The organism is Tatumella sp. JGM118, from assembly GCF_018257515.1.
Classification (GTDB): domain Bacteria; phylum Pseudomonadota; class Gammaproteobacteria; order Enterobacterales; family Enterobacteriaceae; genus Tatumella; species Tatumella terrea.
Genome location: NZ_JAERJR010000008.1, coordinates 118,718 through 143,951, shown reverse-complemented (window position 1 = coordinate 143,951; position 25,234 = coordinate 118,718). Strand labels below are relative to the sequence as shown.

26 protein-coding genes are annotated in these 25,234 nt (G+C 52.9%); 20 read left to right on the top strand and 6 right to left on the bottom strand.

Features of this window, described 5'->3' with window-relative positions:
* Nucleotides 1-263: 263 nt before the first annotated feature.
* Both JK223_RS10055 and sixA read left to right on the top strand, forming a co-directional pair.
* Nucleotides 264-560: a YfcZ/YiiS family protein gene (locus tag JK223_RS10055; RefSeq protein ID WP_212714046.1), complete on the top strand. Its 297-nt coding sequence runs from the start codon at nucleotides 264-266 to the stop codon at nucleotides 558-560.
* Between the two features lie 559 nt (nucleotides 561-1,119).
* Nucleotides 1,120-1,602 (top strand): phosphohistidine phosphatase SixA, encoded by a 483-nt coding sequence (sixA, locus tag JK223_RS10050; RefSeq protein WP_212714045.1) that lies wholly within the window; start codon nucleotides 1,120-1,122, stop codon nucleotides 1,600-1,602.
* Nucleotides 1,603-1,640: 38 nt separating this feature from the next.
* On the opposite strand, the gene smrB is transcribed toward sixA, so the two are convergent.
* The gene (smrB, locus tag JK223_RS10045; RefSeq protein WP_212714044.1) at nucleotides 1,641-2,192 is read right to left on the bottom strand and encodes an endonuclease SmrB; all 552 of its coding nucleotides are present in this window, start codon (nucleotides 2,190-2,192) and stop codon (nucleotides 1,641-1,643) included.
* A gap of 274 nt (nucleotides 2,193-2,466) precedes the next feature.
* Between smrB and prmB the strand changes: the two genes are divergently transcribed.
* The 5 genes from prmB (at nucleotide 2,467) to JK223_RS10020 (ending at nucleotide 6,791) form a co-directional block, all read left to right on the top strand.
* Entirely contained in the window at nucleotides 2,467-3,399 is a 933-nt protein-coding gene (gene prmB, locus JK223_RS10040; RefSeq protein ID WP_212714043.1) for a 50S ribosomal protein L3 N(5)-glutamine methyltransferase, read from the top strand.
* A gap of 54 nt (nucleotides 3,400-3,453) precedes the next feature.
* The gene (gene aroC / locus JK223_RS10035) at nucleotides 3,454-4,539 is read left to right on the top strand and encodes a chorismate synthase (RefSeq protein WP_212714042.1); all 1,086 of its coding nucleotides are present in this window, start codon (nucleotides 3,454-3,456) and stop codon (nucleotides 4,537-4,539) included.
* Nucleotides 4,540-4,543: 4 nt separating this feature from the next.
* Nucleotides 4,544-5,368, top strand: coding sequence for a penicillin-insensitive murein endopeptidase (mepA, locus tag JK223_RS10030; protein ID WP_212714041.1), 825 nt, complete (start codon nucleotides 4,544-4,546; stop codon nucleotides 5,366-5,368).
* Between the two features lie 8 nt (nucleotides 5,369-5,376).
* Nucleotides 5,377-6,171 carry a sulfite exporter TauE/SafE family protein gene (locus JK223_RS10025; protein ID WP_212714040.1) on the top strand — a complete coding sequence of 265 codons (795 nt, stop codon included), beginning with the start codon at nucleotides 5,377-5,379 and terminating at the stop codon, nucleotides 6,169-6,171.
* A gap of 74 nt (nucleotides 6,172-6,245) precedes the next feature.
* Nucleotides 6,246-6,791: an elongation factor P hydroxylase gene (locus JK223_RS10020; protein ID WP_212714039.1), complete on the top strand. Its 546-nt coding sequence runs from the start codon at nucleotides 6,246-6,248 to the stop codon at nucleotides 6,789-6,791.
* Between the two features lie 150 nt (nucleotides 6,792-6,941).
* Here JK223_RS10020 and JK223_RS10015 read toward each other — a convergent pair whose 3' ends face one another.
* Nucleotides 6,942-7,094, bottom strand: coding sequence for a hypothetical protein (locus JK223_RS10015; protein WP_212714038.1), 153 nt, complete (start codon nucleotides 7,092-7,094; stop codon nucleotides 6,942-6,944).
* A 214-nt stretch (nucleotides 7,095-7,308) separates the two neighbouring features.
* Here JK223_RS10015 and JK223_RS10010 point away from each other — a divergent pair, with 214 nt between their 5' ends.
* From JK223_RS10010 to JK223_RS09995, 4 genes are all read left to right on the top strand, one after another.
* On the top strand, nucleotides 7,309-8,067 hold the full coding sequence (locus JK223_RS10010; protein ID WP_212714035.1) for a sterol desaturase family protein: 759 nt from the start codon (nucleotides 7,309-7,311) through the stop codon (nucleotides 8,065-8,067).
* The gene (locus tag JK223_RS10005; RefSeq protein WP_212714034.1) at nucleotides 8,064-9,146 is read left to right on the top strand and encodes a PrpF domain-containing protein; all 1,083 of its coding nucleotides are present in this window, start codon (nucleotides 8,064-8,066) and stop codon (nucleotides 9,144-9,146) included. The genes JK223_RS10010 and JK223_RS10005 overlap by 4 nt, the downstream gene beginning before the upstream one ends.
* A gap of 662 nt (nucleotides 9,147-9,808) precedes the next feature.
* Entirely contained in the window at nucleotides 9,809-10,024 is a 216-nt protein-coding gene (locus JK223_RS10000; protein WP_212714033.1) for a DUF6500 family protein, read from the top strand.
* A gap of 271 nt (nucleotides 10,025-10,295) precedes the next feature.
* Complete coding sequence (locus tag JK223_RS09995; protein ID WP_025903306.1) at nucleotides 10,296-10,577, top strand: YfcL family protein; 282 nt, start codon at nucleotides 10,296-10,298, stop codon at nucleotides 10,575-10,577.
* A 19-nt stretch (nucleotides 10,578-10,596) separates the two neighbouring features.
* Here JK223_RS09995 and mnmC read toward each other — a convergent pair whose 3' ends face one another.
* The gene (gene mnmC, locus JK223_RS09990; protein WP_212714032.1) at nucleotides 10,597-12,606 is read right to left on the bottom strand and encodes a bifunctional tRNA (5-methylaminomethyl-2-thiouridine)(34)-methyltransferase MnmD/FAD-dependent 5-carboxymethylaminomethyl-2-thiouridine(34) oxidoreductase MnmC; all 2,010 of its coding nucleotides are present in this window, start codon (nucleotides 12,604-12,606) and stop codon (nucleotides 10,597-10,599) included.
* Between the two features lie 155 nt (nucleotides 12,607-12,761).
* Here mnmC and fabB point away from each other — a divergent pair, with 155 nt between their 5' ends.
* The 3 genes from fabB to JK223_RS09975 all read left to right on the top strand — a co-directional run bounded on the left by fabB (nucleotide 12,762) and on the right by JK223_RS09975 (nucleotide 16,278).
* A complete protein-coding gene (gene fabB / locus JK223_RS09985) occupies nucleotides 12,762-13,982 on the top strand; it encodes a beta-ketoacyl-ACP synthase I (protein WP_212714031.1) in 1,221 nt (406 codons plus the stop codon).
* A gap of 188 nt (nucleotides 13,983-14,170) precedes the next feature.
* Complete coding sequence (gene tnpA / locus JK223_RS09980; RefSeq protein WP_212714030.1) at nucleotides 14,171-14,629, top strand: IS200/IS605 family transposase; 459 nt, start codon at nucleotides 14,171-14,173, stop codon at nucleotides 14,627-14,629.
* A gap of 449 nt (nucleotides 14,630-15,078) precedes the next feature.
* Entirely contained in the window at nucleotides 15,079-16,278 is a 1,200-nt protein-coding gene (locus tag JK223_RS09975; protein WP_212714029.1) for an arabinose transporter, read from the top strand.
* Here JK223_RS09975 and JK223_RS09970 read toward each other — a convergent pair.
* Nucleotides 16,251-17,678: a PLP-dependent aminotransferase family protein gene (locus JK223_RS09970; protein WP_212714028.1), complete on the bottom strand. Its 1,428-nt coding sequence runs from the start codon at nucleotides 17,676-17,678 to the stop codon at nucleotides 16,251-16,253. The two genes, JK223_RS09975 and JK223_RS09970, sit on opposite strands and share 28 nt — an antisense overlap.
* Nucleotides 17,679-17,765: 87 nt before the next feature.
* Here JK223_RS09970 and JK223_RS09965 point away from each other — a divergent pair, with 87 nt between their 5' ends.
* The gene (locus tag JK223_RS09965; RefSeq protein ID WP_212714027.1) at nucleotides 17,766-18,209 is read left to right on the top strand and encodes a rhodanese-like domain-containing protein; all 444 of its coding nucleotides are present in this window, start codon (nucleotides 17,766-17,768) and stop codon (nucleotides 18,207-18,209) included.
* Here the strand turns inward: JK223_RS09965 and flk are convergent.
* Both flk and JK223_RS09955 read right to left on the bottom strand, forming a co-directional pair.
* Nucleotides 18,206-19,228, bottom strand: a complete 1,023-nt coding sequence (gene flk / locus JK223_RS09960; RefSeq protein WP_212714026.1) for a flagella biosynthesis regulator Flk — start codon at nucleotides 19,226-19,228, stop codon at nucleotides 18,206-18,208. The genes JK223_RS09965 and flk overlap by 4 nt on opposite strands.
* Nucleotides 19,229-19,372: 144 nt before the next feature.
* Nucleotides 19,373-20,254 (bottom strand): DMT family transporter, encoded by an 882-nt coding sequence (locus tag JK223_RS09955; protein WP_212714025.1) that lies wholly within the window; start codon nucleotides 20,252-20,254, stop codon nucleotides 19,373-19,375.
* Nucleotides 20,255-20,454: 200 nt separating this feature from the next.
* Between JK223_RS09955 and pdxB the strand changes: the two genes are divergently transcribed.
* From pdxB to accD, 5 genes are all read left to right on the top strand, one after another.
* Entirely contained in the window at nucleotides 20,455-21,591 is a 1,137-nt protein-coding gene (gene pdxB / locus JK223_RS09950) for a 4-phosphoerythronate dehydrogenase PdxB (protein ID WP_212714024.1), read from the top strand.
* Nucleotides 21,592-21,667: 76 nt separating this feature from the next.
* A complete protein-coding gene (locus JK223_RS09945) occupies nucleotides 21,668-22,675 on the top strand; it encodes an aspartate-semialdehyde dehydrogenase (RefSeq protein WP_212714023.1) in 1,008 nt (335 codons plus the stop codon).
* Nucleotides 22,676-22,677: 2 nt separating this feature from the next.
* Nucleotides 22,678-23,505 carry a tRNA pseudouridine(38-40) synthase TruA gene (truA, locus tag JK223_RS09940; RefSeq protein WP_212714022.1) on the top strand — a complete coding sequence of 276 codons (828 nt, stop codon included), beginning with the start codon at nucleotides 22,678-22,680 and terminating at the stop codon, nucleotides 23,503-23,505.
* Between the two features lie 6 nt (nucleotides 23,506-23,511).
* A complete protein-coding gene (locus tag JK223_RS09935; protein WP_212714021.1) occupies nucleotides 23,512-24,168 on the top strand; it encodes a DedA family protein in 657 nt (218 codons plus the stop codon).
* 151 nt (nucleotides 24,169-24,319) lie between these two features.
* Nucleotides 24,320-25,231 carry an acetyl-CoA carboxylase, carboxyltransferase subunit beta gene (gene accD / locus JK223_RS09930; protein WP_212714019.1) on the top strand — a complete coding sequence of 304 codons (912 nt, stop codon included), beginning with the start codon at nucleotides 24,320-24,322 and terminating at the stop codon, nucleotides 25,229-25,231.
* Nucleotides 25,232-25,234 lie beyond the last annotated feature (3 nt).

Here is a 25,234-nt window from a genome sequence, read left to right as displayed (position 1 = left end):
CAACCCAACCCAACCCAACCCCAAGCCTGAACCTGACCCTGAACCCCTGAACCCCTGAACTCTGTCTGTGTTTCGGATCCGGCCGTTCGGGGAAATGCCCTTTACCGTACCGGGCAGGGACTGGTGCAGGCAGTCAGCCATAGGGCTTGAGATGGATCAAAGTTTGGGTGCTCTTTGCGGCACAAGCGGGTTTTCGTCTGGCAGGGGGACTCTTTCAGGGCGTACACTGTGGCGAATGATTATTAACTCTACCGGAGCGCACAATGACTGATGCGATTAAAAAATGCAGTGCGAATGAAACCGCCGCCTGTTGCTGTATGGATGTCGGCACGGTGATAGATAACAGTGACTGTACAGCCAACTGGTCAGAGGTTTATCCCGACAGGGCCGCTGCGGAGGCAGCGCTCGCGCAACTCACGGGTAATGCACGGGCGGTGGAATCGGACCCCTGCCGGATCGAGAGCGAGATCTGTGACGCTGCCGGCGGGGTACGTTTACAGGTGAATTTTACGTTCAGCTGTCAGGCTGAGAGTATGATCTTTCAGCTCGGACTGCGTTAGCGGCCTTCCTGCGTTTCTGGCGGGGAGTATTTCGCTGAATTCAATCTTTGTTACGTTTTGGCTGAATGTCCGAATGTTGACCTGTCCTTCGCGCGGAGCCTGATACCGGTTGCGCGGAGGGTTTTCCGTTATACGCCATCACTGCCTCAGTCGGAGTGATTTCCTGCTCAGCTAGCGCCATCTCTCTCCCGGCCATATCTGCGGTCAACCCCCCCCCCAGTGAAATAAATCAACTATCTGATTTTACTCTGTATTATACAATGAGTCCTTCTCCGCTCATTTGCTGCTATGATGAGTCAACGGCGGACTTATGCAAATATCCTATGCACCCCGCCCGCAGACTCTGATAATCTGCAGATTGTGAGTTAACCGATATTTGATATCGCCGTGACCTGCAGGCGGAATTGCGCCGTATCAATTTAACCGGAAATTTATTGTACATAAAATGGCCATTCGGTTGACTGCAAGCCGGCCTTTAGGTACAACACCTGCTTCATAACGCTATGCAGCATGCTGCAGTTCATGAAACCGTTCTTTTTTCAATTTACAGCGGTGCACTATGCAAGTTTATATCATGCGTCACGGTGAAGCGGCGCTCGAAGCGGATAGCGATGCAGCCAGACCTCTGACCCATTGCGGATGCGATGAATCAAGACAAATGGCACACTGGCTCGATAATCAGGTCGTGGATATAGAGCGGGTGCTGGTCAGCCCTTATCTTCGGGCGGAACAGACCCTGAAAGTTGTTCGTGAAAGTATGCTTTTGCCGCAGGAAAGTGATGTTTTACCGGAGCTGACCCCTTCAGGCGATGCCGGCAGGGTGGCCCGATACATCGAAGCGCTTGCACATGAAGGCGTTAGCTCTGTTCTGGTGCTCTCACATTTGCCGCTGGTCGGTTATCTGGTGTCAGAACTTTGTCCGCAGGAAGCCCCCCCGATGTTCGCCACTTCCGGTATCGCACTGGTCGACTATGACGAACAAACGGCAACAGGCCAGCTGAAATGGCAGGTCAGCCCGTCCCGGCTCGATAAGGCTATCTGATCTGTGTTGAATTACCGCGGCAGGACGCTGCCGGTGATTCAGGGAAGCTCAGGGGGTTGCCACTCTTCAGTTTCTATCAATACCAGGATCGCAGCATCTCCCCCGAACAGTTTTGGTGCCTGATGAAACGCCATCACATAAGGATGCTGTGCCAGCCATAACGGAGTCTGTTGTTTGAGGATATGTTTTCCGTGCCCGTGCATCACGCTGGCGCAGAACAGATGTTCTCTCCGGCAGGCTGCCAGTAATGCCCCCAGTTCTTTTTTTGCCTGCTGCTGTGTCAGTCCGTGAAGGTCGAGGAAAATCTCCGGCGTATAATCCCCCCGGCGTAATTTTTTGAGCTCATAATGACTGACATCGGCACGTACATATCTTACCGGTCCGTCTTCTGCCAGCAACGGCTGAAATTCATCTGAAAAATAATGACTGTTATCCGCCTGTTCCGATTGCAGGCGCTTTTCAGGAATTGCTCTGCTTTGCGGACGTACCGGTGCATGCTGTACGGTATCCTGCTTCAGTTTACGTGTATCAGACATTAACTGCCGGAACAGTAACTGATCCTCCTGACTGAGCGTTTTCTTCGGGTTCATAAGATAACTGGCTTAATGATGGGGGAGAGTCTCGTATTTTTCCTGGCTTAAAGGGAAAAAGCAAATGCCTTTCTGCGCTTCCGGGGCATATTTTCGTTATCAGACCTGTGGACAGACGGTTTTTTATCTGTCGAAAAGACCATTTTTTTGGGGTCAGGTCCTTCTGCTAACGGATAAGAGATAAAAGCGGGCTTTTTATTAATACACCGCTGAATTCTGAGTCACTTCATGGCAAACTATCGCCCGTATTCAGATCTCGTCCCCGGAGGACAAAGTGGACAAAATTTTCGTTGATGAAGCAGTAAACGAACTGCACACCATTCAGGATATGCTGCGCTGGGCGGTGAGCCGTTTTTCTGCGGCTGATATCTGGTACGGACACGGTACCGACAATCCCTGGGACGAGGCAATTCAGCTGGTATTACCCACCCTGTACCTGCCACCGGAATTTCCTGAAGAAATGTATCTGGCGCGACTGACCCGCAGTGAAAAAAACCGGATTGTCGAGCGTGTGATCCGCCGGGTCAATGATCGGGTTCCGGTCGCCTATCTGACCAATAAAGCCTGGTTTTGCGGGCATGAATTTTATGTCGATGAGCGGGTGCTGGTTCCCCGTTCACCGATTGGTGAGCTTATCAGTCAGCGGTTTGCCGGGCTTATCAACCATACCCCGGAGCGTATTCTCGATATGTGTACCGGCAGTGGCTGTATTGCGATTGCCTGTGCTTATGAGTTCCCGGAAGCCGAAGTGGATGCCGCCGATATTTCTGCGGATGCGCTGGCAGTGACGGAGCAGAATATTGAGTCACACGGGCTGATGCATCAGGTCACCCCCTTGCGTTCAGATCTTTTCCGCGAGATACCTCCGGTAAAATATGATCTTATCGTCACCAATCCGCCGTATGTGGATGCGGAGGATATGGATGATCTGCCCAACGAATACCGTCACGAACCGGAGCTGGGACTGGCTGCCGGCAGCGATGGTCTGGTACTGGTGCAGCGTATTCTGGCGAATGCGGCAGATTATCTGAGTGAAGACGGCGTACTGATCTGTGAAGTGGGTAACAGCATGGTGCATATGATGGACCAGTATCCGGATGTTCCCTTTACCTGGCTTGAGTTTGAGCATGGCGGGGACGGGGTATTTATGCTCGACAGACAGCAACTGGTTGAGGCACTTCCGTACTTCAGACAATATCAGTTTTAATTCCCGGACGGGCCGCTGCCAGGCGGCCTGTGTTTTTTGATACAAGGAACTACCATGGCCGGAAACAGCATAGGGCAGCTTTTTAAAGTCACCACCTTTGGTGAATCTCATGGAATCGCATTAGGGTGCATCGTTGATGGCGTCCCTCCCGGCATTCCGTTGACCGAAGAAGACATTCAGCAGGATCTGGACCGCCGTCGTCCCGGCACATCCCGTTATACCACTCAGCGCCGTGAGCCGGATCAGGTCCGTATCCTGTCCGGGGTCTTTGAAGGCGTCACGACCGGGACCTCTATCGGGCTGCTGATTGAAAATACCGATCAGCGTTCGCAGGATTATGGTGCGATAAAAGATCTGTTCCGCCCGGGGCATGCTGACTATACCTATGAGCAAAAATACGGACTGCGTGATTATCGCGGAGGCGGACGTTCTTCTGCCCGTGAAACGGCGATGCGTGTCGCTGCCGGGGCAATTGCAAAGAAATACCTGCAAATGAAACACGGCATCGTGGTTCGCGGGTATCTGGCGCAGATGGGTGAGGTGAAATGTGAACTTCGCGACTGGCAGCAGGTTAGCCAGAACCCGTTTTTCTCCCCGGATGTAACCTCACTGGAGGCCCTGGATGAACTGTTACGCGGTCTGAAGAAAGAGGGTGATTCTATCGGCGCGAAAGTCACCGTGGTGGCGGAAGGCGTGCCGCCGGGACTGGGTGAACCTGTTTTTGACCGTCTGGATGCCGACCTGGCCCATGCACTGATGAGCATTAATGCCGTCAAAGGCGTCGAAATCGGTGACGGCTTTGCCGTGGTGGCTCAGCGCGGAAGCGAACATCGTGATGAAATTCGTCATGATGGTTTCCAGAGTAACCATGCCGGTGGTGTTCTGGGCGGCATCAGCAGCGGGCAAACCATTCTGGCGAATCTGGCGCTGAAACCGACGTCCAGCATTACGGTGCCGGGTAAAACTATCACCCGGACGGGTGAAGAAGTGGAGATGATCACTAAAGGGCGTCATGACCCTTGCGTCGGCATCCGTGCGGTCCCTATTGCGGAAGCGATGATGGCCATTACCCTGATGGACCATCTGTTACGTCACCGCGCCCAGTGCGCCGATGTCACGACCCCGATACCACGCTGGTAACACCATGAAAAAATATGCGCTGGCTGTTCTGATGTTACTTCTTAAGGCTCCTGCCATGGCGGCGGCGACGCCCTGGCAGAGTATTCAGCACCCTGTCAGTGGTGCGCCGCAATCGATAGGCAGTTTTGCGAACGGCTGCATTATTGGGGCACAGCCACTGCCCCTGGATGCGGCTGATTATCAGGTAATGCGTCAGGATCAGCGGCGCTATTTTGGTCATCCGGAACTGATCAGCTTTATCCAGCGTTTTTCTGCGCGTGTTGCTGCAGAGCATGAGGGGGAAGTGTTGATCGGCGATATGGGAATGGCGGCGGGAGGCCGTTTCAGTAGCGGCCATGCCAGTCACCAGACCGGTCTGGATGTGGATATCTGGCTCCAGTTACCTGTCCGTCGCTGGACGGCGCAACAACTCCTTCACCCGCAACCTCTCGACCTGGTCAGTGCCGATGGTAAACATGTTGTTGCCAGACACTGGTCACCGGGGGTGATGCAGATGATTAAACTGGCAGCGGAAGACCCTGAAGTGACCCGGATCTTTGTTAATCCGGCGATCAAGCAACAGCTGTGTCTGCAGGCCGGCAGTGACAGGGACTGGCTACAGAAAGTGCGGCCGTGGTTTGCGCATCGGGCGCATATGCATGTCCGGTTACGTTGCCCGGCAGGCAGCACACAATGTCAGGATCAGCCAGCTCCGCCGCCGGGTGATGGCTGCGGTGCCGAACTTGCCAGTTGGTTCCTGCCAGCGAAACCCTCAGCCAGCTCTCCGGTGAAGCGGACACCTCCGCTGCCGCCGGCCTGCCAGGCACTGCTCGATAATCACGTTTTGTAAGGAACGCTATGGAATGGTTTTTCGTCAGCCCCATGACGGTCGCGGTACTGTTTTGTGTGGCGGTGGCAGCCGCTTTTATTGATTCGATTGCCGGGGGCGGGGGATTACTGACGGTCCCTGCCTTACTGGCGGCCGGACTGTCACCGGCGCAGGCACTGGCGACCAATAAACTTCAGTCTGTGGGCGGCTCGTTTTCGGCCACGCTGTACTTTATCCGGCGCGGGGCGATAAACATCGCTGAACAGCGGCTGAATATCGCCATGACATTTTTCGGCGCGATGTGCGGTGCCATCCTTATTCAGCATTTGCAGCCTAATTTGCTGCGCCAGATCCTGCCTGCGTTTCTGATTGGTATCGGTTTATGGTTTTTACTGATGCCGAAGCTTGGCGAAAATGATCGGGCTGCCCGCTTGAAGGGGTTACCTTATGCGCTGATTGGCGGCGGCTGCGTAGGTTTTTACGATGGCTTTCTGGGCCCGGGAGCGGGGTCTTTCTATGCCCTGGCGTTCGTTGTGCTGGCTGGTTTTAATCTGGCGAAAGCGACGGCACATGCCAAACTGCTGAACTTCACCTCTAACTTTGCCGGTCTGGTATTTTTTATGTTCGGAGGCAAAGTCCTGTGGGGACTGGGGCTGGTGATGCTTCTCGGGGCTTTTTGCGGTGCCAGACTGGGTGCCAGGCTGGTTCTGAGCCGGGGGCAGAAACTGATCCGTCCGATGGTGGTTATTGTCTCTATGACCATGAGCCTGAAACTTTTGTGGGACAGCCACGGTCAGGCCATTATGGCGCTGTTATTCCACTGAAACAGCCTCCTGCAGGGTGCGTGGCCGCAGGGTTCAGCGGCCACGTTGTCGCATTTTGAGTAATGAGTAAGTGAATGACAAAGCATCGTTATCAGGATTTAACGGTCATTTTTGACCAGTGTTTTTTTACGGATTTTAATACCCGGCTGGTGAAAGGTGACGATGAGCCTGTTTACCTGCCGGCCGATGCCGGTTGTGATCATCATCGGATTATTTTCGCCCACGGCTATTTCGCCAGTGCCTTACATGAGATCTCTCACTGGTGTGTGGCCGGTGAAGCCCGTCGTCAGTTAGTGGATTTCGGTTACTGGTACTGTCCGGACGGACGTGACATGCAGACACAACAGCAGTTTGAATCTGTTGAGGTCACGCCGCAGTCCCTGGAGTGGATGTTCTCTGTGGCGGCCGGATTTCCCTTTAATGTCAGTTGCGATAACCTGAACGGGGATTATGAGCCGGACCGAATCGCCTTCCAGCGCAAGGTGCATCAGAAAGTCGCCAGTTACCTGCAGCAGGGCATTCCCGAACGTCCGCAGCGTTTTATTAAAGCTCTGAACCGGTTTTATGGGACCCCGCCGCTGACGTTATCACAGTTTCCCTGGCCGGAAGATCTGTGCTGACAGCCGGTTAATAAAATAAAGTCGTGATGCTCCCCGTGATTTTATAGATATCCGCCATGGGGCATTCGGCGTTTATTTCCCCGGCAGGATATAAACCAGACTTATATCAGCGACCTGCTTCTTCAGTCGCTGATTTTTATCCTCCGGCTATTACCGATAAGGCAGGGTTCCCAAGAATTTATGAAAAATAGCCTCAGAAACAGTCATCTTTTTGCAGATTTTACCTACGGCGGGTACCGGTTTCGGCGCGGCTTCAGCGCCTCTGCTTTCCGGGCTTCTTAATGTTGGCAGAGATTTTTTCATCTGAGTTACTTCTGATAGATAGTTTGTTCATTTAATCGCGAATCCGTTTTTGCCGTGGAGGAACTGCCAGCTGGCCTGATACTTATCGGGTCGTAATTGCTCTCATTAAAACCACACATCCGGAAATTAATAGAAACAAAATATCGATAAAAAATAATTTTAATACTAATTTGCTACGCTATATTGAAGAACCGAAAGAAAGGAGGGGAATGTCATGCATTTCATTACTGAAAATTGGTTGGTTGCCTGGTTTTTCTTATTGTTTTTTTTAGAGATTTTAATCTATAAGGATATTATCCTTACAGGAAAAACAAAAAAACACTGGGGGGTAAATGTTTTAAATTTTATTGCGACAAAGTTAGTCAGTATATTACTCATCGTCCCTCTGCTATCCATTTCATCTGATAATAGTTCTCACTTCATTAGCTCATTACCTTACTGGATTTCAATTCCCATTGGGGTTGTACTCTTAGATTTATCTGGTTATATATTTCATCGGTTGAGCCATGAACTTGAGTTTTTTTGGCGGTTCCATGAAATTCACCACTTAGATGAGGTGTTAGATGTCAGCACATCACTAAGGGACCATTTTTTAGAAGCAGTTTCTCACGCGTTGTTAAATGTATTATTCATCTATGCATTTGGGATCAGTCAGGAATGTATAGCCGCTCATGCATTAATATCTTTTTTATTTGCCACATATCATCATTCCCGATTCAAACTACCATTGAATATTGAAAGTAAATTATCATTACTTGTGACTACTCCTGGATTCCATGAGCCACATCATGATGTTAATATTGAGAACAATCAAAGTAACTATGCCTTTATATTTCCTGTATGGGATTATATGTTTTCAACTTATCATCAAGATACATTTAAAAAAGAATGGGATTTTTGCCTCTCATATTCAAGAGATGTCGATGCCATAAAGTCTTTAATTAAACCATTATCGAAGGATGGTGGAAAATGAAAAAAATAAAGTTATATTATGTCAGGGGCGGAACCTCATCAGGCGTCATCATTCAAAAAAAAGATTTGCCTGAGGACAGGGAAAGTATAGAACGTATCGCAAGGGAAATATTCGGTGTTCCCAGGAGTAGTTGCCAGCCACCCGATGAGTACCAGATAGAAGGCATAGGTAAAGGTAAAAGTACCAGCAATAAGCTCTTTATTATTGATGTAAATATTGAAGATAAAATGGTCTGCAGTACATTTATTCAGTTGGAAAATATAAGCAGCCGTGTTTCGTGGGATGTCAACTGTGGGAATATGACAACTGCAATCCCCTTAGTTTTAGATGATCTGGGGTTAATGGACGTCATTAATCATAATGAAAAAATAACAATCCATAACACAAATACCAATAAGATAATTTACTGCTCACTTCCAAAAAATGGCGGGGAAAATAAGTTGTGTAAAATACCCGGGGTTTATCATCGTTACCCGGAGATTGATATTTCCTTTAAAAATCCGGAAGCAAGCACGACAAACGCTCTTTTCCCGACAGGAAAAAAAACTGATAATATTAATGGGAAAAGTATTACCTGCATTGATGCCGTAATCCCAATGGTTATTATGAGAGCAGAGGATTTTGGTTTATCTGGCATGGAGAGTAAAACTGAAATGTCGGAAAAGCACAGGGTACTTAATGAGATTGAAGAGATAAGGGTAAAGGCCGGAGTCCTGATGGGGATAAAGAACAAGTCAGGAGCGAATATGACAGAAGATGAAATAAGGGAGTCAATAACGGTTCCAAAAATATCGCTAATCAGTCAGGGAGGGGACGGGTATGATATTTCTGCGTTTTATTTAACCCCCAAAGAGATACATAATTCAATAGCCGTTTCCGGAGGTGCATGCTTAAGCTATGCCTGCTATATAAGTAATACCGTTGCTTCTCAAATTTATTGTAATGCTGATGTGAGAGTAAAACATTTCTCAGGGATTTCTGAGTTTGGAGTGGTGGATAGTGATGGTGAAATTGAAATATATACTAAGAGGAATGCCCAGATATATATAAGTGGTGATTTTTATTTATATGATACCTAAATGGATAAATCAATAATCATACTTACTTCAGGCGTACCCTGGCAGGTAACAGGGTATGGCTGGTTGGTTTTTTATCCGCTTTTACTGTTCTCCGGATGATTATTATAAGAGATTTTGATACTGATGCAGAGAGAGTTCGGGTGCCGTTGGTCGGCAGGCTCAGTACAGAGAAACGCTGCAGGATATTTTGCGCCTGTAACCGTAATACCAGAAGTCAGGTGATTATTTTCGTCCATAAAATGCAACTCCAGCCAGCACAGTAGCGAATGACCACTGAAACCTTTTTTACTTCATTTCGTGGCTCAGGCAGGCCACTGTTGTGTTATCTGTCGATACATTTATGTCCGCCAGGCTGATTAAACATTTCCCGCCATATATGGTTCAGGATTGAACCCAAATATTTTGTATGTCGTAATCGGTTATGAGATACGCAACTTTCACCTGCAGCCGTCAGGTCTCCGGGGGAAGTGATGAGTGAGTTATCTGTAAGATCCTGACAGGATCACGCCACTTAGTGGGGGATATACACTCAGGATTATCTGAGCCATTCTGAGGTGTTTTTAGAGTGGGTTGAATAGGGCCCTGAGGTTGTTTCTGTGGTAAGAGCAAGACGGTGTTATAGTCAATCCTCCGACTTACAGAAATACCGGCAAGGAGATTATGTGCGGGAAGAAATGAAGGAAAAGATGATCAGTGTCTGTGAAGCAAAGATAATAGCCAAGGGGAGTAACGTTGGGCTGTCATTCTACGCTTTTTTTGCCAACAAAAATGATGACCCAGAGTTGCTGATGGAAGTTGCTCACTGGTGGATTATGGAAATGAAGCTGGACCATTTTGAGAAGGCTGAAAAGATAAAAATGCTCGTCTCAGTCATATAGTTTTTCGGGGAAGTCTCCTGCCTGCTCCTTAGCCCCTCAGGCCTATAGCCCTAATCCCGGCAGCATAAACACCCCATAAGTTAATTCTCAACTTCACCGCGAAAGAGTCAGGGACTGCCTCGTTTTGTTATACAATCACTGGCACCTGATACCTTGGGCAGCGGAGGCGGCATCAAGCGGTAACGGGTGTGAGTAAACGTCTGACACGGGTCCGCACAACCCGGCCTTTGGCAGGGTGAAACCTGTATGAAACGAGTGAGAGGAATGCTGTTTGATTATTGAGATTGAAACAAAAATACTGACGATGATCGATGATATGGTCGAAGACGCCACCGATGATCAGTTATTCGCTGGCGGGTATATCCGCGGTCATCTTACCCAGTCGGTAGCCGAGCTGGAACTGCAGGGGAAGACCAGTGCGGCAGCGCTGAAACAGCAGGTGGAAGAGAGCCTGCAGCAGGCGATCCGCCAGCAGGAACTCTCGCCGCCGGACCAGGTGCTGGTGCTGGATCTATGGCAGGAACTCTACCTGAAAGCCAGCAGTGCCGCCTGAGCCGGCGGTATTCTCCCGGTCAGGTGACCGGGCGTCCTTTCAGTAACTTTCTCACCCAGAAACGGTTCGGTTGCAGGGCATCCAGTGTCTCTGCATCCAGCGGCTGAGGTTCCCCGCTGATCTGTGCCGCCAGGATTTCCGCGGCCAGCGGGGCACTGCATAATCCGCGCGAACCCAGTGCGCCGAGCATGAACATCTCCGGCCAGACCGGAGCGTCAGGCACGGCCTCAGGCTGATGGCGTTGTCCGGAAAGCCGGGCATAGGCGGTCAGTAAACCCGCATAGTCCGGGACTGAACCTGCCATCGGCAGATGATCGCGGATAGCGCAACGCACGCCACTTCTGGCCTGCTGATCTGTGATATCCACTTCGGTGGGCCACTGACTCTCCGGCAGACAATCGATCAGCCGCTGGCGATTTTCCCGCTGGTCATCCTCACGGTAGACCGCCTCACTTTCTCCACGATGGTAACTGGCTCCGATGCAATGGGTATGATGTGTGTTACTGACCGGCGTAAGATACCCGTCGTAACACAGCACCGTTTTCAGGGCGGAGAGTTGCGGGGTTGACGGCACATGGCTGACCTGGCCTGAGACGGCATACAAGGGTAATTCCCGGGTCTGGCTGAAGCCGGGAAGACGATGCCCGTTCGCCAGCACCACCGTCTGATGCCGGCGTGCCGGCAGGTCCCCGAAACGGAGTTGCCAGTGGTCCGTATCACGCACACATTCCTTTAGGTCATGCTGCCAGTAACAGCGCAGCCCCTGCTGCTCTGCCAGCGCAATCATCTCACGGGTAAGCTCCCCGGGATTCAGCCAGCCTCCCTGCGGATAAAAAAGTCCGGCACAGGGGATATCGACACCGGCGAGCATTGTCGCTTCTTCTGCATCGACGCCGATCGCAATAGTCGCGGGCAAATCCATCGCCAGCATTTGCCGGATTTTTTGCTGACTTTTTTCATCCCAGCCAAGCTGCAACACACCGCTCCATTGATGTTCATAACTACAGGGCAGGGTATCGTAGAATCGCCGGGCAAAGCTGAATGCCGTCGGGAAAAAGCGGGCCAGTGCCGGGTCATGGCTGTTCAGTAAAGGATAAAGTGCTCCCTGGCGGTTACCGGAGGCATTCTCTGCCGGCCGGGCATCGGCACAATAGAGGCTGACCTGATAGCCCCGGCGCAGTAATGCCAGTGCCAGACAGGCGCTGGCGATACCGCCGCCGATAATCGCGATATCCTGACTGATGGCGGCATTCCTGGCAAACCACGGGCGCACAGGGGGCGGGGTGACTGAACGGGGCAGCGTACCGCACAGCATCTCCCGTTTATGGCCAAAGCCCTTGCGGCGTTCTACCGCAAAGCCTGCCTGTTGCAGGCCACGCCGGACAAAGCCTGCAGCAGTGAATGTTGCAAAGGTTCCATCCTGACGGGAAAGCCGGGCCATCGCCTGAAACAGCCGCTCGTTCCACATCTCCGGGTTTTTTGAGGGGGCAAATCCGTCCAGAAACCAGGCATCGACCTGACCGTTCATGCTGTCATCAAACGTCTCTGTCAGCTGATTAATATCTCCCAGCCAGAGATCCAGTGTCACCTGCCCCTGGCTGAACAACAGACGCTGGCAGCCTGACAGGGCTTCCGGCCACTGCTGCTGCAACTGTTGCGCATACCCGGCCAGCGCCGGCCAGTGCTGATGGGCAGCAATTAAATCCTCGCGGGTCAGTAAAAATTTTTCGCAACTGATAAAGTGCAGGCGTTTCAGCGGCCCCTCAGGAGCGGCGGCGATGGCCTGATCAAAAGCCTGCCAGAGTGTCAGAAAATTCAGTCCTGTGCCAAAACCGGTCTCAGCCGTGATAAAAACCGGCCCTGAATGGCTTTCAAAGCGCGCCGGCAGCCGGTTTCCCTCCAGAAAGACATAGCGGGTTTCTTCCGCACCGTTGTCATTTGAGAAATAGACATCATCAAACAATTCGGAAACAGGTGTACCCTGTTCATTCCAGCGTAAGGAGGCATGGGCAATTCGGGAGGCATTCACTGTAGGGGGCTCATTGGTCAGGCAATAGGCTAATTTTATCGATATCGTCCGGATGACGCAAATTTACACCGATATTTGCTGATCGGACTTGTTCGGCTTACAAGTGTACGCTAAAGTGCATCGTCAATCGAAGAGATGTGGAAGAGGACTTTTGAATGAAACGTGCAGTGATCACTGGCCTGGGGATTGTTTCCAGCATTGGTAATAATCAGCAGGAGGTTCTGGAATCCCTGCGGGAAGGGCGTTCAGGCATTACCTTCTCAGAAGAGATGAAAGATGCAGGCATGCGCAGTCATGTCTGGGGTAAAGTTAAACTTGATACCACCGGCCTTATCGATCGCAAAGTTGTGCGTTTTATGAGCGATGCGTCTATCTATGCTTTCCTCTCGATGGAAGAAGCCGTTAAAGATGCAGGACTGGAAACTGAACTCTACCAGAACAACCCGCGTGTTGGCCTGATTGCCGGTTCCGGTGGCGGTTCCCCGCGTTTCCAGGTATTCGGTGCTGATGCAATGCGTGGCCCGAGAGGCCTGAAAGCGGTCGGCCCTTATGTGGTCACCAAAGCCATGGCATCCGGTGTGTCTGCCTGCCTGGCGACTCCGTTTAAGATCCACGGTGTGAACTACTCCATCAGTTCCGCTTGTGCGACCTCAGCTCACTGTATCGGTAATGCTGTGGAGCAGATCCAGTTAGGTAAGCAGGACATCGTTTTCGCCGGCGGCGGTGAAGAACTGAGCTGGGAAATGGCGTGTGAGTTTGACGCGATGGGTGCCCTGTCTACCAAATACAATGAAACTCCGGAAAAAGCATCACGGACTTATGACTCACAGCGCGATGGCTTCGTCATCGCCGGTGGTGGCGGTATGGTCGTGGTGGAAGAACTGGAACACGCCCTGGCACGTGGTGCCCATATCTATGCCGAAATCGTGGGTTACGGTGCGACTTCAGATGGTGCGGATATGGTTGCGCCTTCCGGTGAAGGTGCGGTGCGTTGTATGAAGATGGCAATGGCAGGTGTGGATACTCCTATCGATTATCTGAATACACACGGTACTTCCACTCCGGTAGGAGATGTGAAGGAGCTGGGTGCTATCCGCGAAGTATTCGGTGATAACACGCCGCTGCTGTCCGCGACCAAAGCGATGACCGGTCACTCATTAGGGGCTGCCGGGGTGCAGGAAGCGATCTATAGCCTGCTGATGCTGGAGCACGGTTTCGTTGCACCGAGCATTAACATTGAAGAGCGTGATCCGGCGGCGGAAGGCATGAACATTGTGACCCGGGCGACCGAAAAACAGCTGACGACGGTGATGTCTAACAGCTTCGGTTTCGGCGGAACCAATGCCACCCTGACTATGCGTAAATATCAGGCATAATCAGCGTGTGATAATGAAACGGTCGCGATTGCGGCCGTTTTTTTTGTATCCAGAAAACCCCCAGCTAGGCTGGGGGTTCAGTAAAGCTTTCAGCTTTGGGCCGTATATAAAAACCCCTTTTGATTTGTTAAAACACCTTGCGGTCTGGCAACTGCAAAGGTTCAACAGGAAATCAAAAGGGGGTCCCAATGAGGGACGAAAAGAGCTTAGCGCATACCCGATGGAACTGTAAATATCACATAGTTTTCGCACCTAAGTACCGAAGGCAGGTCTTTTATGGAGAGCGGCGAAGGGCAATAGGGGGCATTTTAAGAAAGCTGTGTGAATGGAAAAATATGAATATCCTGGAAGCAGAATGTTGTGCTGATCATATTCATATGCTTTTGGAGATCCCGCCGAAGATGAGTGTATCGGGCTTTATGGGATATCTGAAGGGCAAAAGCAGTCAGATGCTGTATGAACAGTTCGGGGATTTGAAATTTAAGTATAGAAACAGGGAGTTCTGGTGCCGTGGATACTATGTAGACACGGTAGGCAAGAACACGAAAAAGATACAGGAATATATAAAGCACCAACTTGAAGCGGATAAAATGGGAGAGCAGTTGTCGATCCCTTATCCGGGAAGCCCGTTTACGGGCCGTAAGTAATCCAAAATGCAAATGTCAGATTGCGATGCGCCTGTTAGGGCGCTGCTGGCAGGAGAGCCTTACAGGCGCATTTGAAAAACCTCCGGCTATGCCGGAGGATATTTATTTTGTCTGCGGAAAAGGGACGCGCAGCCTGCGCCTGCCGGATAGCGGCAGAAATGCCGTGCCAGCTTTACCCCTTGCCGGAGATCTGCCCGCCAGTGGCTCAGGAACAGCGGGCAGGCAAAACAGTCCCACAGCTGGCTGCCGGCGTCAGTATAACGACGGTGAGCCTGCGGCTGCGGGCTGGCAGCGGCCGAACAGGGCACCGCATAGACGGTGTCATTTGACGATTCGGGCGCTCTTTTTTGACAACAGGCGTCACTGTGTCACAATTTTTCCTTTAAGGGTATCAGGCCAGGATGTGCCGCCAGGCGGACCCGTCGCCTGAAGTCAATGGAGTTTCATCGATGACTGAATCTGTATCCCCGTCTGCAGAGGCGACGTCCGGGACCTTCCCTGTCGCACTCACTTCATTTTCGGTATTTCTCACCTATCTGACCGCCGGTCTGGCGCTGCCTGTGATCCCGTTGTATGTACACCAGCAACTGGGGATGAACGATGTTATGGTCGGGCTGGCCGTGGGTATTCAGTTTTTTGCCACCCTAGTGTCCCGCGGTTTCGCAGGGATCAAAGCCGATCAGCAGGGCGCAAAACGCACCACCTTAACCGGCATGGTGGTGATCCTTTTTGTCGGTGTTGCTTATCTCTGTTCGGCCTTGTTATCCGGAATGCTGTTTCTGCAGTTCGGGTTATTGCTGCTGGGGCGGGTGTTACTGGGAGTCGGAGAAAGCCTGCTCTTTACCGGTAACCTGACCTGGGGATTGGGGCTGATCGGCCCGAAGCGTTCGGGCATTGTGATGTCCTGGAACGGGATGGCCATTTACGGCGCACTGGCTGCCGGGGCGCCGCTGGGATTACTGATCCAGCACCATTATGGCTTTACCGGGGTCAGCGCAGTCGCGATCTGTTGTCCGGGGCTGGCATTACTGTGCAGCAGCCGTATCCGTGCGGTACCTGCAAAGCCGGGTGAGCGGATCCCGTTGCTCAGTGTGATAAAGCAGGTACTGACACCCGGTGCGGTTCTGGCACTGCAGGGCGTCGGTTTTGCCGTCATTGGCACCTTTACGTCACTCTATTTTGCGGAACGTCACTGGGGGAATGCCGGGTATACGCTGACCGTGTTCGGGCTGGCCTATGTGATTATCCGGCTTATTTTCGGAAAGCTGCCCGATAAAATCGGCGGTGTACGGGTCTCAGTCATCTCACTGTTAGTGGAAGCAGCAGGGTTATTATTACTTTGCCTGGGTGGCCAGGAGTGGATGGCATTTGCCGGTGCGGCACTGACCGGCTGCGGATGTTCCCTGATCTTCCCGGCGATGGGCGTGGAAGTGGTTAAAAGTGTGGATGCGCGGGTCAGAGGGACGGCACTCGGTTGCTTCTCTGCGTTTCAGGATATTGCCTACGGGATCAGCGGTCCGCTGGCCGGATTACTGGCCAGCGGCTTTGGCTATCGCTCGGTCTATCTGGCCGGCGCAGTGGCCGCCTTAACGGGACTGGCTATCAGTGCCCGGTGGCTGTTTTATCCCAGGACATCCCGTAACGCCTGACAGGCCTGCAGAATTTCGGCCCGTTGCAGGGCCGAATAGCCCAGGATCCAGCCGTACTTCTTTTCCTGAGTCATATAAAGCGGTGACAGGGGGGGCAGAATCAGTCCTCGCTGTCGTGCCTGCCGGGTCAGCCGTTGTTCATCACCGTGCAGTAACTCGACGGCTAACTGCAACCCGCCTTCGCCCGGCATCAGACGTAACCGTGTCGACAGGTGCTCATCCAGCCCGGAAATCAGTAACTGTCGCCTGGCAGCATAGAGCATCCGCATCCGGCGAAGATGGTGAGCAAAATGTCCCTGCCGGATAAATTCCGCGGTGACCGCCTGTGACAGCTGAGGAGTGTGGCCATCACTGACCGTACGGGCGCGGACAACGGCACTGACCAGCGCCGGTGGAAGGACCATCCAGGCGAGACGCAGAGACGGAAACAGGCTTTTTGAAAAGGTCCCGAGATAAATGACCCGTCCGTGGCGATCAGCCGATTGCAGAGCGGGTAACGGTGCACCCTGATAATGAAACTCGCCGTCATAATCATCTTCAATCAGCCAGCTGTTATGCTGTTTTGCCCACGCCAGCCAGTCATTACGCCGTGCTGCGCTCAGCGACATTCCGAGCGGGTACTGATGGGCGGCAGTCAGACAGGCCAGCCGGGCTGGCCTGTCAGGCACCTGAGCGCCTTCGGCATCCAGGTGTAGCGGGATCAGCTGCGCACCGGCGGATAAAAAGGCATTGCGGGCACCAGGATAGCAGGCCTGCTCTGTCAGTACCCTGTCTCCGGGGTCGAGCAGCAGAAGGCTGAGCAGTTGCAGGGCCTGCTGTGAACTGCTCAGGATCACTATCTGTTCCGGGGAACAACGGACCTGCCGTGAAAGTGCCAGATAATCACTGATAACTGCCCGCAGTTCAGGTAACCCCTGTGGATCCCCGTAACCCATCAGCGAGTCACCGCGTTCATTCAGCACTCCGGTATATATTTTTCGCCACAGATCCAGTGGAAACTCGCGTAAATCCGGGGATCCCGCCGCAAAAGGCAGCGGAAATGCCGGGTCCTGACAACCGCCGGTATCGGCTATTTGCTGCCCCCGGAGCGACAGAGCGCGGGCCGGAAAAGCGGAGGCCGGCACAGCAGGACGAGGGATCCGTCGCGGGGTATCGCTGACAAAGCTGCCTTTGCCCTGATAACGGGTCAGATAACCTTCGCTTTCCAGCTGACTGTAAGCGGCCTCGGTGGTGACCCGGGACAAAGCGAGATCTGCCGCCAGCTGACGGGTAGACGGCATCTTCTGACCAGGCGTCAGGTGACCCTGGTGGATAGCCTGCCGCATGGCTTCGCACAGCCGTTCCCGGCGGGGGCGTCCGCTGAGATCCTGAAAGAGTACCAGCCAGGGAGAGGGAGTCATTAAGTGGTCTTAATCCATGACTGAAAGTGGTCTTATAGTGGACGTTATCATGCAGTACTCTGACAGAAACAGGCAAGGAGTAAAATTATGGATCACTATCATTTATTTCCGGACGTCAGTCCGCAGGAATCAGCCGATTATCTGGCGAAGAAACTGGCATTTTATACCGATGCTGCGGACCTGGCCGAAGATCTGCGGCAGCAGAATCCGCAAATTGTGGTACTGGATGTCCGGGCATTGCCGCTCTATGAGCAGGGACATATTCCCGGCGCAGTGAGTTTCCCGCACCGGACAATGACCGGGGAGACACTGGCTGCGCTGGACCCGCAGAAACTCTACATTACCTATTGTGATGGTATCGGCTGTAATGGATCAACCAAAGGTGCGCTGAAACTGGCCCGTGCAGGGTTTTATGTGCGGGAACTGAGTGGCGGGCTGGATTTCTGGCTGCGTGACAACCTGCCGGTGTCCTCCGGTGTGACAACGGGCCAGTGGCCCGTTGCAGATGCGGGAGAAGGCTGTGGTTGTTAAAACAGCCATACCGCCAGAGCGACAATAGCAGCCAGCACTAACAGCCAGCCGACCAGCGGTATGCGTGAGCCGGCGGAGGAGGCGGGGAGAGGCACGGATGTCGCAGTTTCCGGACGCGGGCCGGTATACGTCTCCTTACGGGATCCCTGTCTCAGTCTTTCAGCCCGGAAACGAAACAGTTTATGTAGCATATCCTCGGCCCGTACCACGGTCAGGGGCTGTGACGGGGAAAGATTCGGCTCACCGTCGTGATGAAGGTGCCGGATCTCTTCCTCTGTCGGCGGTTGCTTTAATGACGCCAGTAACGCCTGCAGGGTGACCGGGCTTGTCTGGGTACTCAGGGTAATACGTGCGTTCAGATACTGCGTCAGCAACGGATAATAGCGTGAGGGGATGGGGTCGCCGTTTTTCAGCGAGATCAGGCTGAAGATATTTTGCCAGACAGAGGCATGGGTTCCGCCGCCGGAAATGGATAGCCGGATCACCTGCTGCTGTAAGTTCTGATGTTCCGCCGGCAGCAGAGTCCGGTCGGTCACCCGCAGCTGCTGCGGCTGAGGGATATCCATTTGCCCGTTCTGTAACATGGTGAGTACCTGCTGCAGCTGGGCGCGGGTCAGCGCACTCAGTACGGTCTGACCAAATTGCTGACGGATAAAGTCACTGACCGCCTGGCGATTATTTCCACGCGGTAACAGGGCCGTCAGTTGTTGTAACAGCAGGCGGATCGAATGACTGTTTTGTTCCTGAGTCAGTTTCTCTGACAGCCAGTGTTCGGCAGCCGGATAATGACTGGCGAGTAACTCGCTATCGTTGCTGACTCCGGCCTGATGGCGGATACCAGCCCAAAGCTCCGCAGATTTCAGCGAGCTGATGGCCATGATTTTAACGATAATGCGTTCCAGCGTCGTCCGCTGCGCCGACGTCAACGGGGCAGAAGAAACTGAAGGAGATGCATTTTTCGGATGAACAGACGAATTTCTGTCACCCGAGACCTCAGAAGGGCCGCGGAGTGGTTGCATGACAAACATTCCAGCAAAAGAGAATTCAGGCCGGGGTAAGCCGGAGTGGATCTCTCTATGATACCAATCCCCCCGGGAAATCCCAAGTAATAAGGGGGGATTATTGGTTAAACACGCCGCAGTCGTTGTGCGTCAGAGCTGCCATTACCGTCGTGCGCGCGAAAGCGGTGTACGCAGCCGCTGAGCCAGTATCACCCCGATCAGTGTCAGCCCGCCACCAATCCAGTGCCAGCTGTGCATTTTTTCGTGCAGAAAAAGAATAGCAATGATAGCGGTAAAGACCGGTGACAGATTAAGGAAAATACTGGCAGTGTTGGCCCCCAGCCGCATCACGCCCTGGATCCACAGGTACGGCGCCAGAATCGAGGCCGGAATTGCGGCATATAAGACCAGCGGGATATTTTCCCGGGTCAGGGCAATGTCCGGCGTCAGCAGGAAGCCTGGCAGTAATAAAATAATGGCAAAGATGATCTGCACATACAGACTCTGCCACTGGGGCAAATCCATGGCCCAGCGTTTGGTCAGTACGCCATAAAGGGCATAGGCTGCCGCCGCGATCACCATCATCAGCTCACCGCTGCCTAATCCCTGGTGGAGGAGTTGCAGAGGATGACCGGCACTGATAAGCCAGCTTAGCCCGGTAAACGATAGCACTGTACCGATAACAATCCCCACCGTCGGTGCCAGCCGTAAAATAAACAGACTAAAAATAACCGTCATCAGCGGGATGCTGGCGACCATGATGCCGATAAACAAAGCACTGACCGTCCGTGCCGCAAAATAGGCCAGGCTCTGGTACAGTACCATGCCCAGTGCGCCCAGGATAAGCAGACGCCAGCCGTGACGCCATAAGGCATGCCGGTTACGAATCACCCCGGGCAGCACAAAAGGGCTCAGTACCAGCAAAGCCATGCTCCAGCGATAAAAAGAGATGGCCTCAGGAGTGATCAGCCCGACCGTGAGTTTACTGACGACGGAGTTGATGGCCCAAATCAGCACCGCTCCCAGCGGAAAAAGAAAGTTCATAGCAGGTCCTTCAACACATAGTCTGCGCTACCTGAAACAGTAACGCCTGCGGGGGAAGTCAGGGAGGATATCCCGGCCAATTAAGATGACTGAGCCGGCAGCGCATAGCAAGCGCAAATCCGAAATAATCGACGGATGTTTTCCCTCAGGGTTTATGCCAGAATAACCGGATATTTCCGGTGAGAAACAGGACAGATGCAGTGAAAATTGTTGTCGATGAAAATATGCCGTATGCCCGTGAATTATTCAGTCAGCTGGCAGAGGTTGAAAGTGCGCCAGGCCGCTCACTTTCCTGTGAGCAACTGGCCGCAGCCGATGGACTGATGGTGCGTTCTGTCACCCGGGTGAATCAGGCCCTGCTGGAGAATACGGCGGTACGTTTTGTCGGTACGGCAACCGCCGGAATGGATCATCTGAATACCGCCGACCTGCAGGCTGCCGGCGTAGCTTATTCGGCGGCGCCCGGATGTAATGCTATCGCCGTTGTCGAATATGTTTTCTCCGCACTGCTGGCGCTGGCTGAGCGTGATGGCTTCCTGCTAACGGACCGGACGGTCGGTATCGTCGGGGCAGGGAATGTCGGTGGCAGGCTGCAACGCCGTTTTGAGGCGCTGGGGATAAAAACACTGATTTGTGACCCGCCGCGGGCAGATAAGGGCGAGCCGGGTGAATTCCATTCACTGGAAACCCTGGTGCGTGAAGCGGATATTCTGACCTTCCACACACCACTGTATAAAGAAGGGCCTTATAAAACATGGCATCTGGCGGATCAGAAACTGCTGGAAGCCCTGAAGCCTGGCTCGATTCTGATTAACGCCTGCCGCGGCCCGGTGGTGGATAACGCGGCGCTGTTGACGGTGCTGAACCAGCGAAACGATCTCTCGGTGGTGCTGGATGTGTGGGAGCCGGAGCCGGATCTCTCTTTAGCGTTGCTGGCGAAGACGGACATTGCCACGGCCCATATTGCCGGGTATACCCTGGAAGGCAAAGCCCGCGGCACCACGCAGGTATTCGAAGCCTGGTCAGCGTTTATCGGTCAGCCCCGTCAGGTTCCATTATCTGAATTGTTACCCGCGCCGGATATCAGGCAGATCAGCCTGAACGGCGAGTGCTCTCAGGCAATGCTAAAACGTCTGGCACATCTGGTGTATGATGTGCGCCGTGATGACGCACTGCTGCGTGCCGTGGCCGGTAAGCCCGGGGAATTTGATCGTCTGCGCAAACACTATCAGGAGCGACGCGAATGGTCTTCGTTGCAGGTGAACTGTGATACGGCCGCCACGGCCGAAAAACTGCAGCAGCTTGGCTTCACCGCAAAATTTACCGGTAGCTGCTGACCTTTCAGCGGTAACCATTATCTGTACAGGCGGTGTGTGACACCGCTTTCTTTTTTGTTTTCTGGAGTAAACCCACATGTCTGACGGCTGGAATATCGCGCTTTTAGGAGCAACCGGTGCAGTAGGAAGCGCTGTACTGGAATTGCTGACGGAGCGTCAGTTCCCGGTTGGCGAACTATTTTTATTAGCCAGCGAAAGCAGTGCCGGAGAAACGGTACGTGTTGATAATAAAAATCATCAGGTGAGTGATGCCGCTGATTTTGACTGGTCGCAGGCTCAGCTGGCTTTCTTTGTGGCCGGTACCGAAGCCTCGGCCCGTTACGCCGAACTGGCGGCAAATGCCGGCTGTCTGGTTATCGACAGCAGTCCGCTGTTTGCACTCTCCCCGGATGTTCCTTTGGTCATTGCGGATGTTAACCCGCACGTACTGGCGGACTACCGTAACCGCAACATTGTGTCGGTAGCCGACAGTCTGGTCAGCCAGTTGTTATGTGCCATTAAACCGCTGGCGGATACTGCCGGCCTGGGGCGTCTGCAGGTGACAACGCTGATTTCCGCTTCTGCCCACGGTAAAGCCGCCGTGGATGGTCTGGCGGGAGAGAGTGCCCGTCTGCTGAACGGTATTCCGCCGGAAGAGTACTATTTTGGCCGCCAGCTGGCCTTTAACCTGTTACCTCTGGTGCCGGATGAGCAGGGCAGTGTGGCTGTCAACCGCCGTATGGTCGACCAGATCCGCAAAATTCTGCAGGATGAAGGATTGCCGGTATCGGTCAGTGCCATTCAGGCCCCGGTTTTCTACGGCAATGCCCAGAGTGTGCTGATGGAAACCTTACGTCCCTACTCGGCGGACGAGGCACGTAATGACCTGGCAATGAACAGCGATATCGTACTGAGCGATGAAGGCGACTATCCGACTCCGGTCGGGGATGCCAGTGGTCATGGTCAGCTTTGCATCGGTGCCGTTCATAATGATTACGGGATCCCGGAGCAACTGCAGTTCTGGTCTGTCGCCGATAATGTCCGCTTCGGCGGGGCATTGATGGCGGTGAAAGTGGCTGAGCGTCTGGTGCAGGAGTATCTGTAAGCATGTCTGACGTTAAGACATATAAACTGGCATTGGGTATTGAGTACGATGGCAGCCGTTATTATGGCTGGCAACGTCAGCCGGAAGTTCGCAGTGTTCAGGGTGCGCTGGAAAAAGCCTTATCTAAGGTGGCCGATCAGCCGATCAATGTGTTCTGTGCCGGACGTACCGATGCCGGTGTGCATGGTACGGGACAGGTTGTCCATTTTGAAACCACGGTTCAGCGCGCAGACAGCGCCTGGACACTGGGGGTGAATGCGAATCTGCCGAAAGATATTGCCGTTCGCTGGGTGAAGAGCGTTTCAGAGGATTTTCATGCCCGCTTCAGCGCCACCGCACGGCGTTACCGCTACATTATTTATAACCAGCGTTTACGGCCGGCGATCCTCGGGCAGGGGATAACGCACTTTTATCATCCGCTGGATGCGGCATCGATGCATCGTGCCGCGCAAAGCCTGCTGGGTGAAAATGACTTTACGTCTTTTCGCGCCGTCCATTGCCAGTCAAAAACGCCCTGGCGAAATATTCACCATGTGCATGTCTGGCGTCAGGGGGCATTTGTGATCGTCGACATCAAAGCCAACGCCTTTGTTCACCATATGGTGCGTAATATCGTCGGTAGTCTGATGGAAGTCGGATGCGGTAATCAGCCGGAGTCCTGGATGGCCGATTTGCTGGCGGCCAGAGATCGAAAACTGGCGGCTGCCACGGCAAGAGCGGAAGGTCTTTACCTGGTGGCGGTGGATTACCCCCGTGAGTTTGCATTACCCGAGCCGGAGCCCGGCCCGTTGTTTCTGATGCAGGATCAGATGACATTTCAGAAGGATTAACACGTCATGGAATATATCCATCTTATTATCGATTTCATCCTGCACATTGATGTGCATCTGGCGCAACTGGTCGCGGAATATGGCACATGGATTTATGCCATTCTGTTTCTGATTATTTTCTGCGAAACCGGGCTGGTGGTCACACCTTTCCTGCCAGGAGACTCGCTATTGTTTGTGGGGGGCGCGCTGGCGGCATTACCGGGTAATGAGTTGAATATTCATCTGCTGGCCCTGGTGATGGTGGTCGCAGCGATTGCCGGCGATGCGGTTAACTATACGATAGGTCGTCTGTTCGGCGATAAGTTGTTCAGTCGTCCGCAGTCTAAAATCTTCCGTCGCAGTCACCTGGAGAAAACCCACGGTTTCTACGAGAAGCATGGCGGAAAAACGATTATACTGGCACGTTTCATCCCGATCATCCGTACCTTTGCGCCTTTCGTGGCCGGTATGGGCAAGATGTCTTATCGACGTTTCGGGATGTTTAATATTGCCGGGGCGCTGGCGTGGGTGCTGCTGTTCAGCTATGCCGGTTATCTGTTTGGCGATCTGCCGGTCGTACAGAAAAATCTTAATCTGCTGATTGTTGCGATTATTATCGTTTCTGTCTTGCCCGGACTGATCGAATTCTGGCGGCAACGCCGGCAGGCAGCGCGGAAGAGCTAGTTTTTTCTGCAGGACCCGGACACGTCCACCAGATTTTTATCCACAGTCTCGACAGGTTGTGGTTTAATGGGCGTCATTTAGCGGCTGTTGAATAAAAATTCAGCAGAAACAATACAACTGGAAAACCCAGGTTCAAACAGAAAGGTCATCAATGAGCTGGATTGAACGAATTCTTAGTAAGAGTAATGTAACCCCGACGCGTAAAGCGAGTATTCCTGAAGGGGTCTGGACAAAATGTGATAGCTGCGACCAGGTGCTGTACCGTGCAGAACTGGAGCGTAACCTGGAAGTGTGTCCGAAATGTGATCATCACATGCGTATGCACGCACGTGATCGCCTGACCTCTTTTATGGATCAGGACACCCTGGTCGAGCTGGGTAGCGAACTGGAACCGAGAGATGTTCTGAAGTTCCGCGACTCAAAGAAATATAAAGACCGTATTCTGGCAGCACAAAAGAGCACCGGTGAGAAAGATGCGCTGGTGGTCATGAAAGGTGAACTGCACGGTATGCCGGTGGTGGCCGCTGCCTTTGAGTTCGCCTTTATGGGCGGCTCTATGGGATCTGTGGTCGGTGCTCGTTTTATTCGTGGTGTTGAGCAGGCTCTGGAAGAAAACTGTCCGTTTATCTGTTTCTCTGCCAGCGGCGGGGCGCGTATGCAGGAAGCGCTGATGTCACTGATGCAAATGGCGAAAACCAGTGCAGCCCTGGCGAAAATGCGTGAACGCGGATTGCCTTATATCTCGGTACTGACTGACCCGACAATGGGCGGGGTTTCGGCGAGCTTTGCGATGCTGGGTGACCTGAATATCGCAGAACCGAAAGCGCTGATCGGTTTCGCCGGTCCACGAGTTATCGAACAGACGGTCCGTGAAAAACTGCCACCGGGCTTCCAGCGCAGTGAGTTTCTGATCGAAAAAGGTGCGATTGATATGATTGTCCGTCGCCCGAACATGCGCTTTAAGCTGGCGAGTCTACTGGCAAAAATGATGAATCTGCCGGCGCCACTTCATGAAACCCATCAGTCGGATGTGAAGACTGACGCGGAACATGACGAGGCCTGACAG

Excerpts from the sequence above, each read along its gene's own strand:
- JK223_RS09965 (WP_212714027.1), top strand. The coding sequence starts at position 17,766 with ATGGATCACTATCATTTATTTCCGGACGTCAGTCCGCAGGAATCAGCC.
- JK223_RS10015 (WP_212714038.1), bottom strand. The coding sequence starts at position 7,094 with ATGAAAAAATCTCTGCCAACATTAAGAAGCCCGGAAAGCAGAGGCGCT.
- JK223_RS10020 (WP_212714039.1), top strand. The coding sequence starts at position 6,246 with ATGACAAAGCATCGTTATCAGGATTTAACGGTCATTTTTGACCAGTGT.
- truA (WP_212714022.1), top strand. The coding sequence starts at position 22,678 with ATGTCTGACGTTAAGACATATAAACTGGCATTGGGTATTGAGTACGAT.
- aroC (WP_212714042.1), top strand. The coding sequence starts at position 3,454 with ATGGCCGGAAACAGCATAGGGCAGCTTTTTAAAGTCACCACCTTTGGT.
- smrB (WP_212714044.1), bottom strand. The coding sequence starts at position 2,192 with ATGAACCCGAAGAAAACGCTCAGTCAGGAGGATCAGTTACTGTTCCGG.
- JK223_RS09975 (WP_212714029.1), top strand. The coding sequence starts at position 15,079 with ATGACTGAATCTGTATCCCCGTCTGCAGAGGCGACGTCCGGGACCTTC.
- JK223_RS09955 (WP_212714025.1), bottom strand. The coding sequence starts at position 20,254 with ATGAACTTTCTTTTTCCGCTGGGAGCGGTGCTGATTTGGGCCATCAAC.
- JK223_RS09935 (WP_212714021.1), top strand. The coding sequence starts at position 23,512 with ATGGAATATATCCATCTTATTATCGATTTCATCCTGCACATTGATGTG.
- accD (WP_212714019.1), top strand. The coding sequence starts at position 24,320 with ATGAGCTGGATTGAACGAATTCTTAGTAAGAGTAATGTAACCCCGACG.
- flk (WP_212714026.1), bottom strand. The coding sequence starts at position 19,228 with ATGCAACCACTCCGCGGCCCTTCTGAGGTCTCGGGTGACAGAAATTCG.
- fabB (WP_212714031.1), top strand. The coding sequence starts at position 12,762 with ATGAAACGTGCAGTGATCACTGGCCTGGGGATTGTTTCCAGCATTGGT.
- sixA (WP_212714045.1), top strand. The coding sequence starts at position 1,120 with ATGCAAGTTTATATCATGCGTCACGGTGAAGCGGCGCTCGAAGCGGAT.
- JK223_RS09945 (WP_212714023.1), top strand. The coding sequence starts at position 21,668 with ATGTCTGACGGCTGGAATATCGCGCTTTTAGGAGCAACCGGTGCAGTA.
- JK223_RS09970 (WP_212714028.1), bottom strand. The coding sequence starts at position 17,678 with ATGACTCCCTCTCCCTGGCTGGTACTCTTTCAGGATCTCAGCGGACGC.
- JK223_RS10010 (WP_212714035.1), top strand. The coding sequence starts at position 7,309 with ATGCATTTCATTACTGAAAATTGGTTGGTTGCCTGGTTTTTCTTATTG.
- mepA (WP_212714041.1), top strand. The coding sequence starts at position 4,544 with ATGAAAAAATATGCGCTGGCTGTTCTGATGTTACTTCTTAAGGCTCCT.
- JK223_RS10005 (WP_212714034.1), top strand. The coding sequence starts at position 8,064 with ATGAAAAAAATAAAGTTATATTATGTCAGGGGCGGAACCTCATCAGGC.
- tnpA (WP_212714030.1), top strand. The coding sequence starts at position 14,171 with ATGAGGGACGAAAAGAGCTTAGCGCATACCCGATGGAACTGTAAATAT.
- JK223_RS10025 (WP_212714040.1), top strand. The coding sequence starts at position 5,377 with ATGGAATGGTTTTTCGTCAGCCCCATGACGGTCGCGGTACTGTTTTGT.
- JK223_RS10055 (WP_212714046.1), top strand. The coding sequence starts at position 264 with ATGACTGATGCGATTAAAAAATGCAGTGCGAATGAAACCGCCGCCTGT.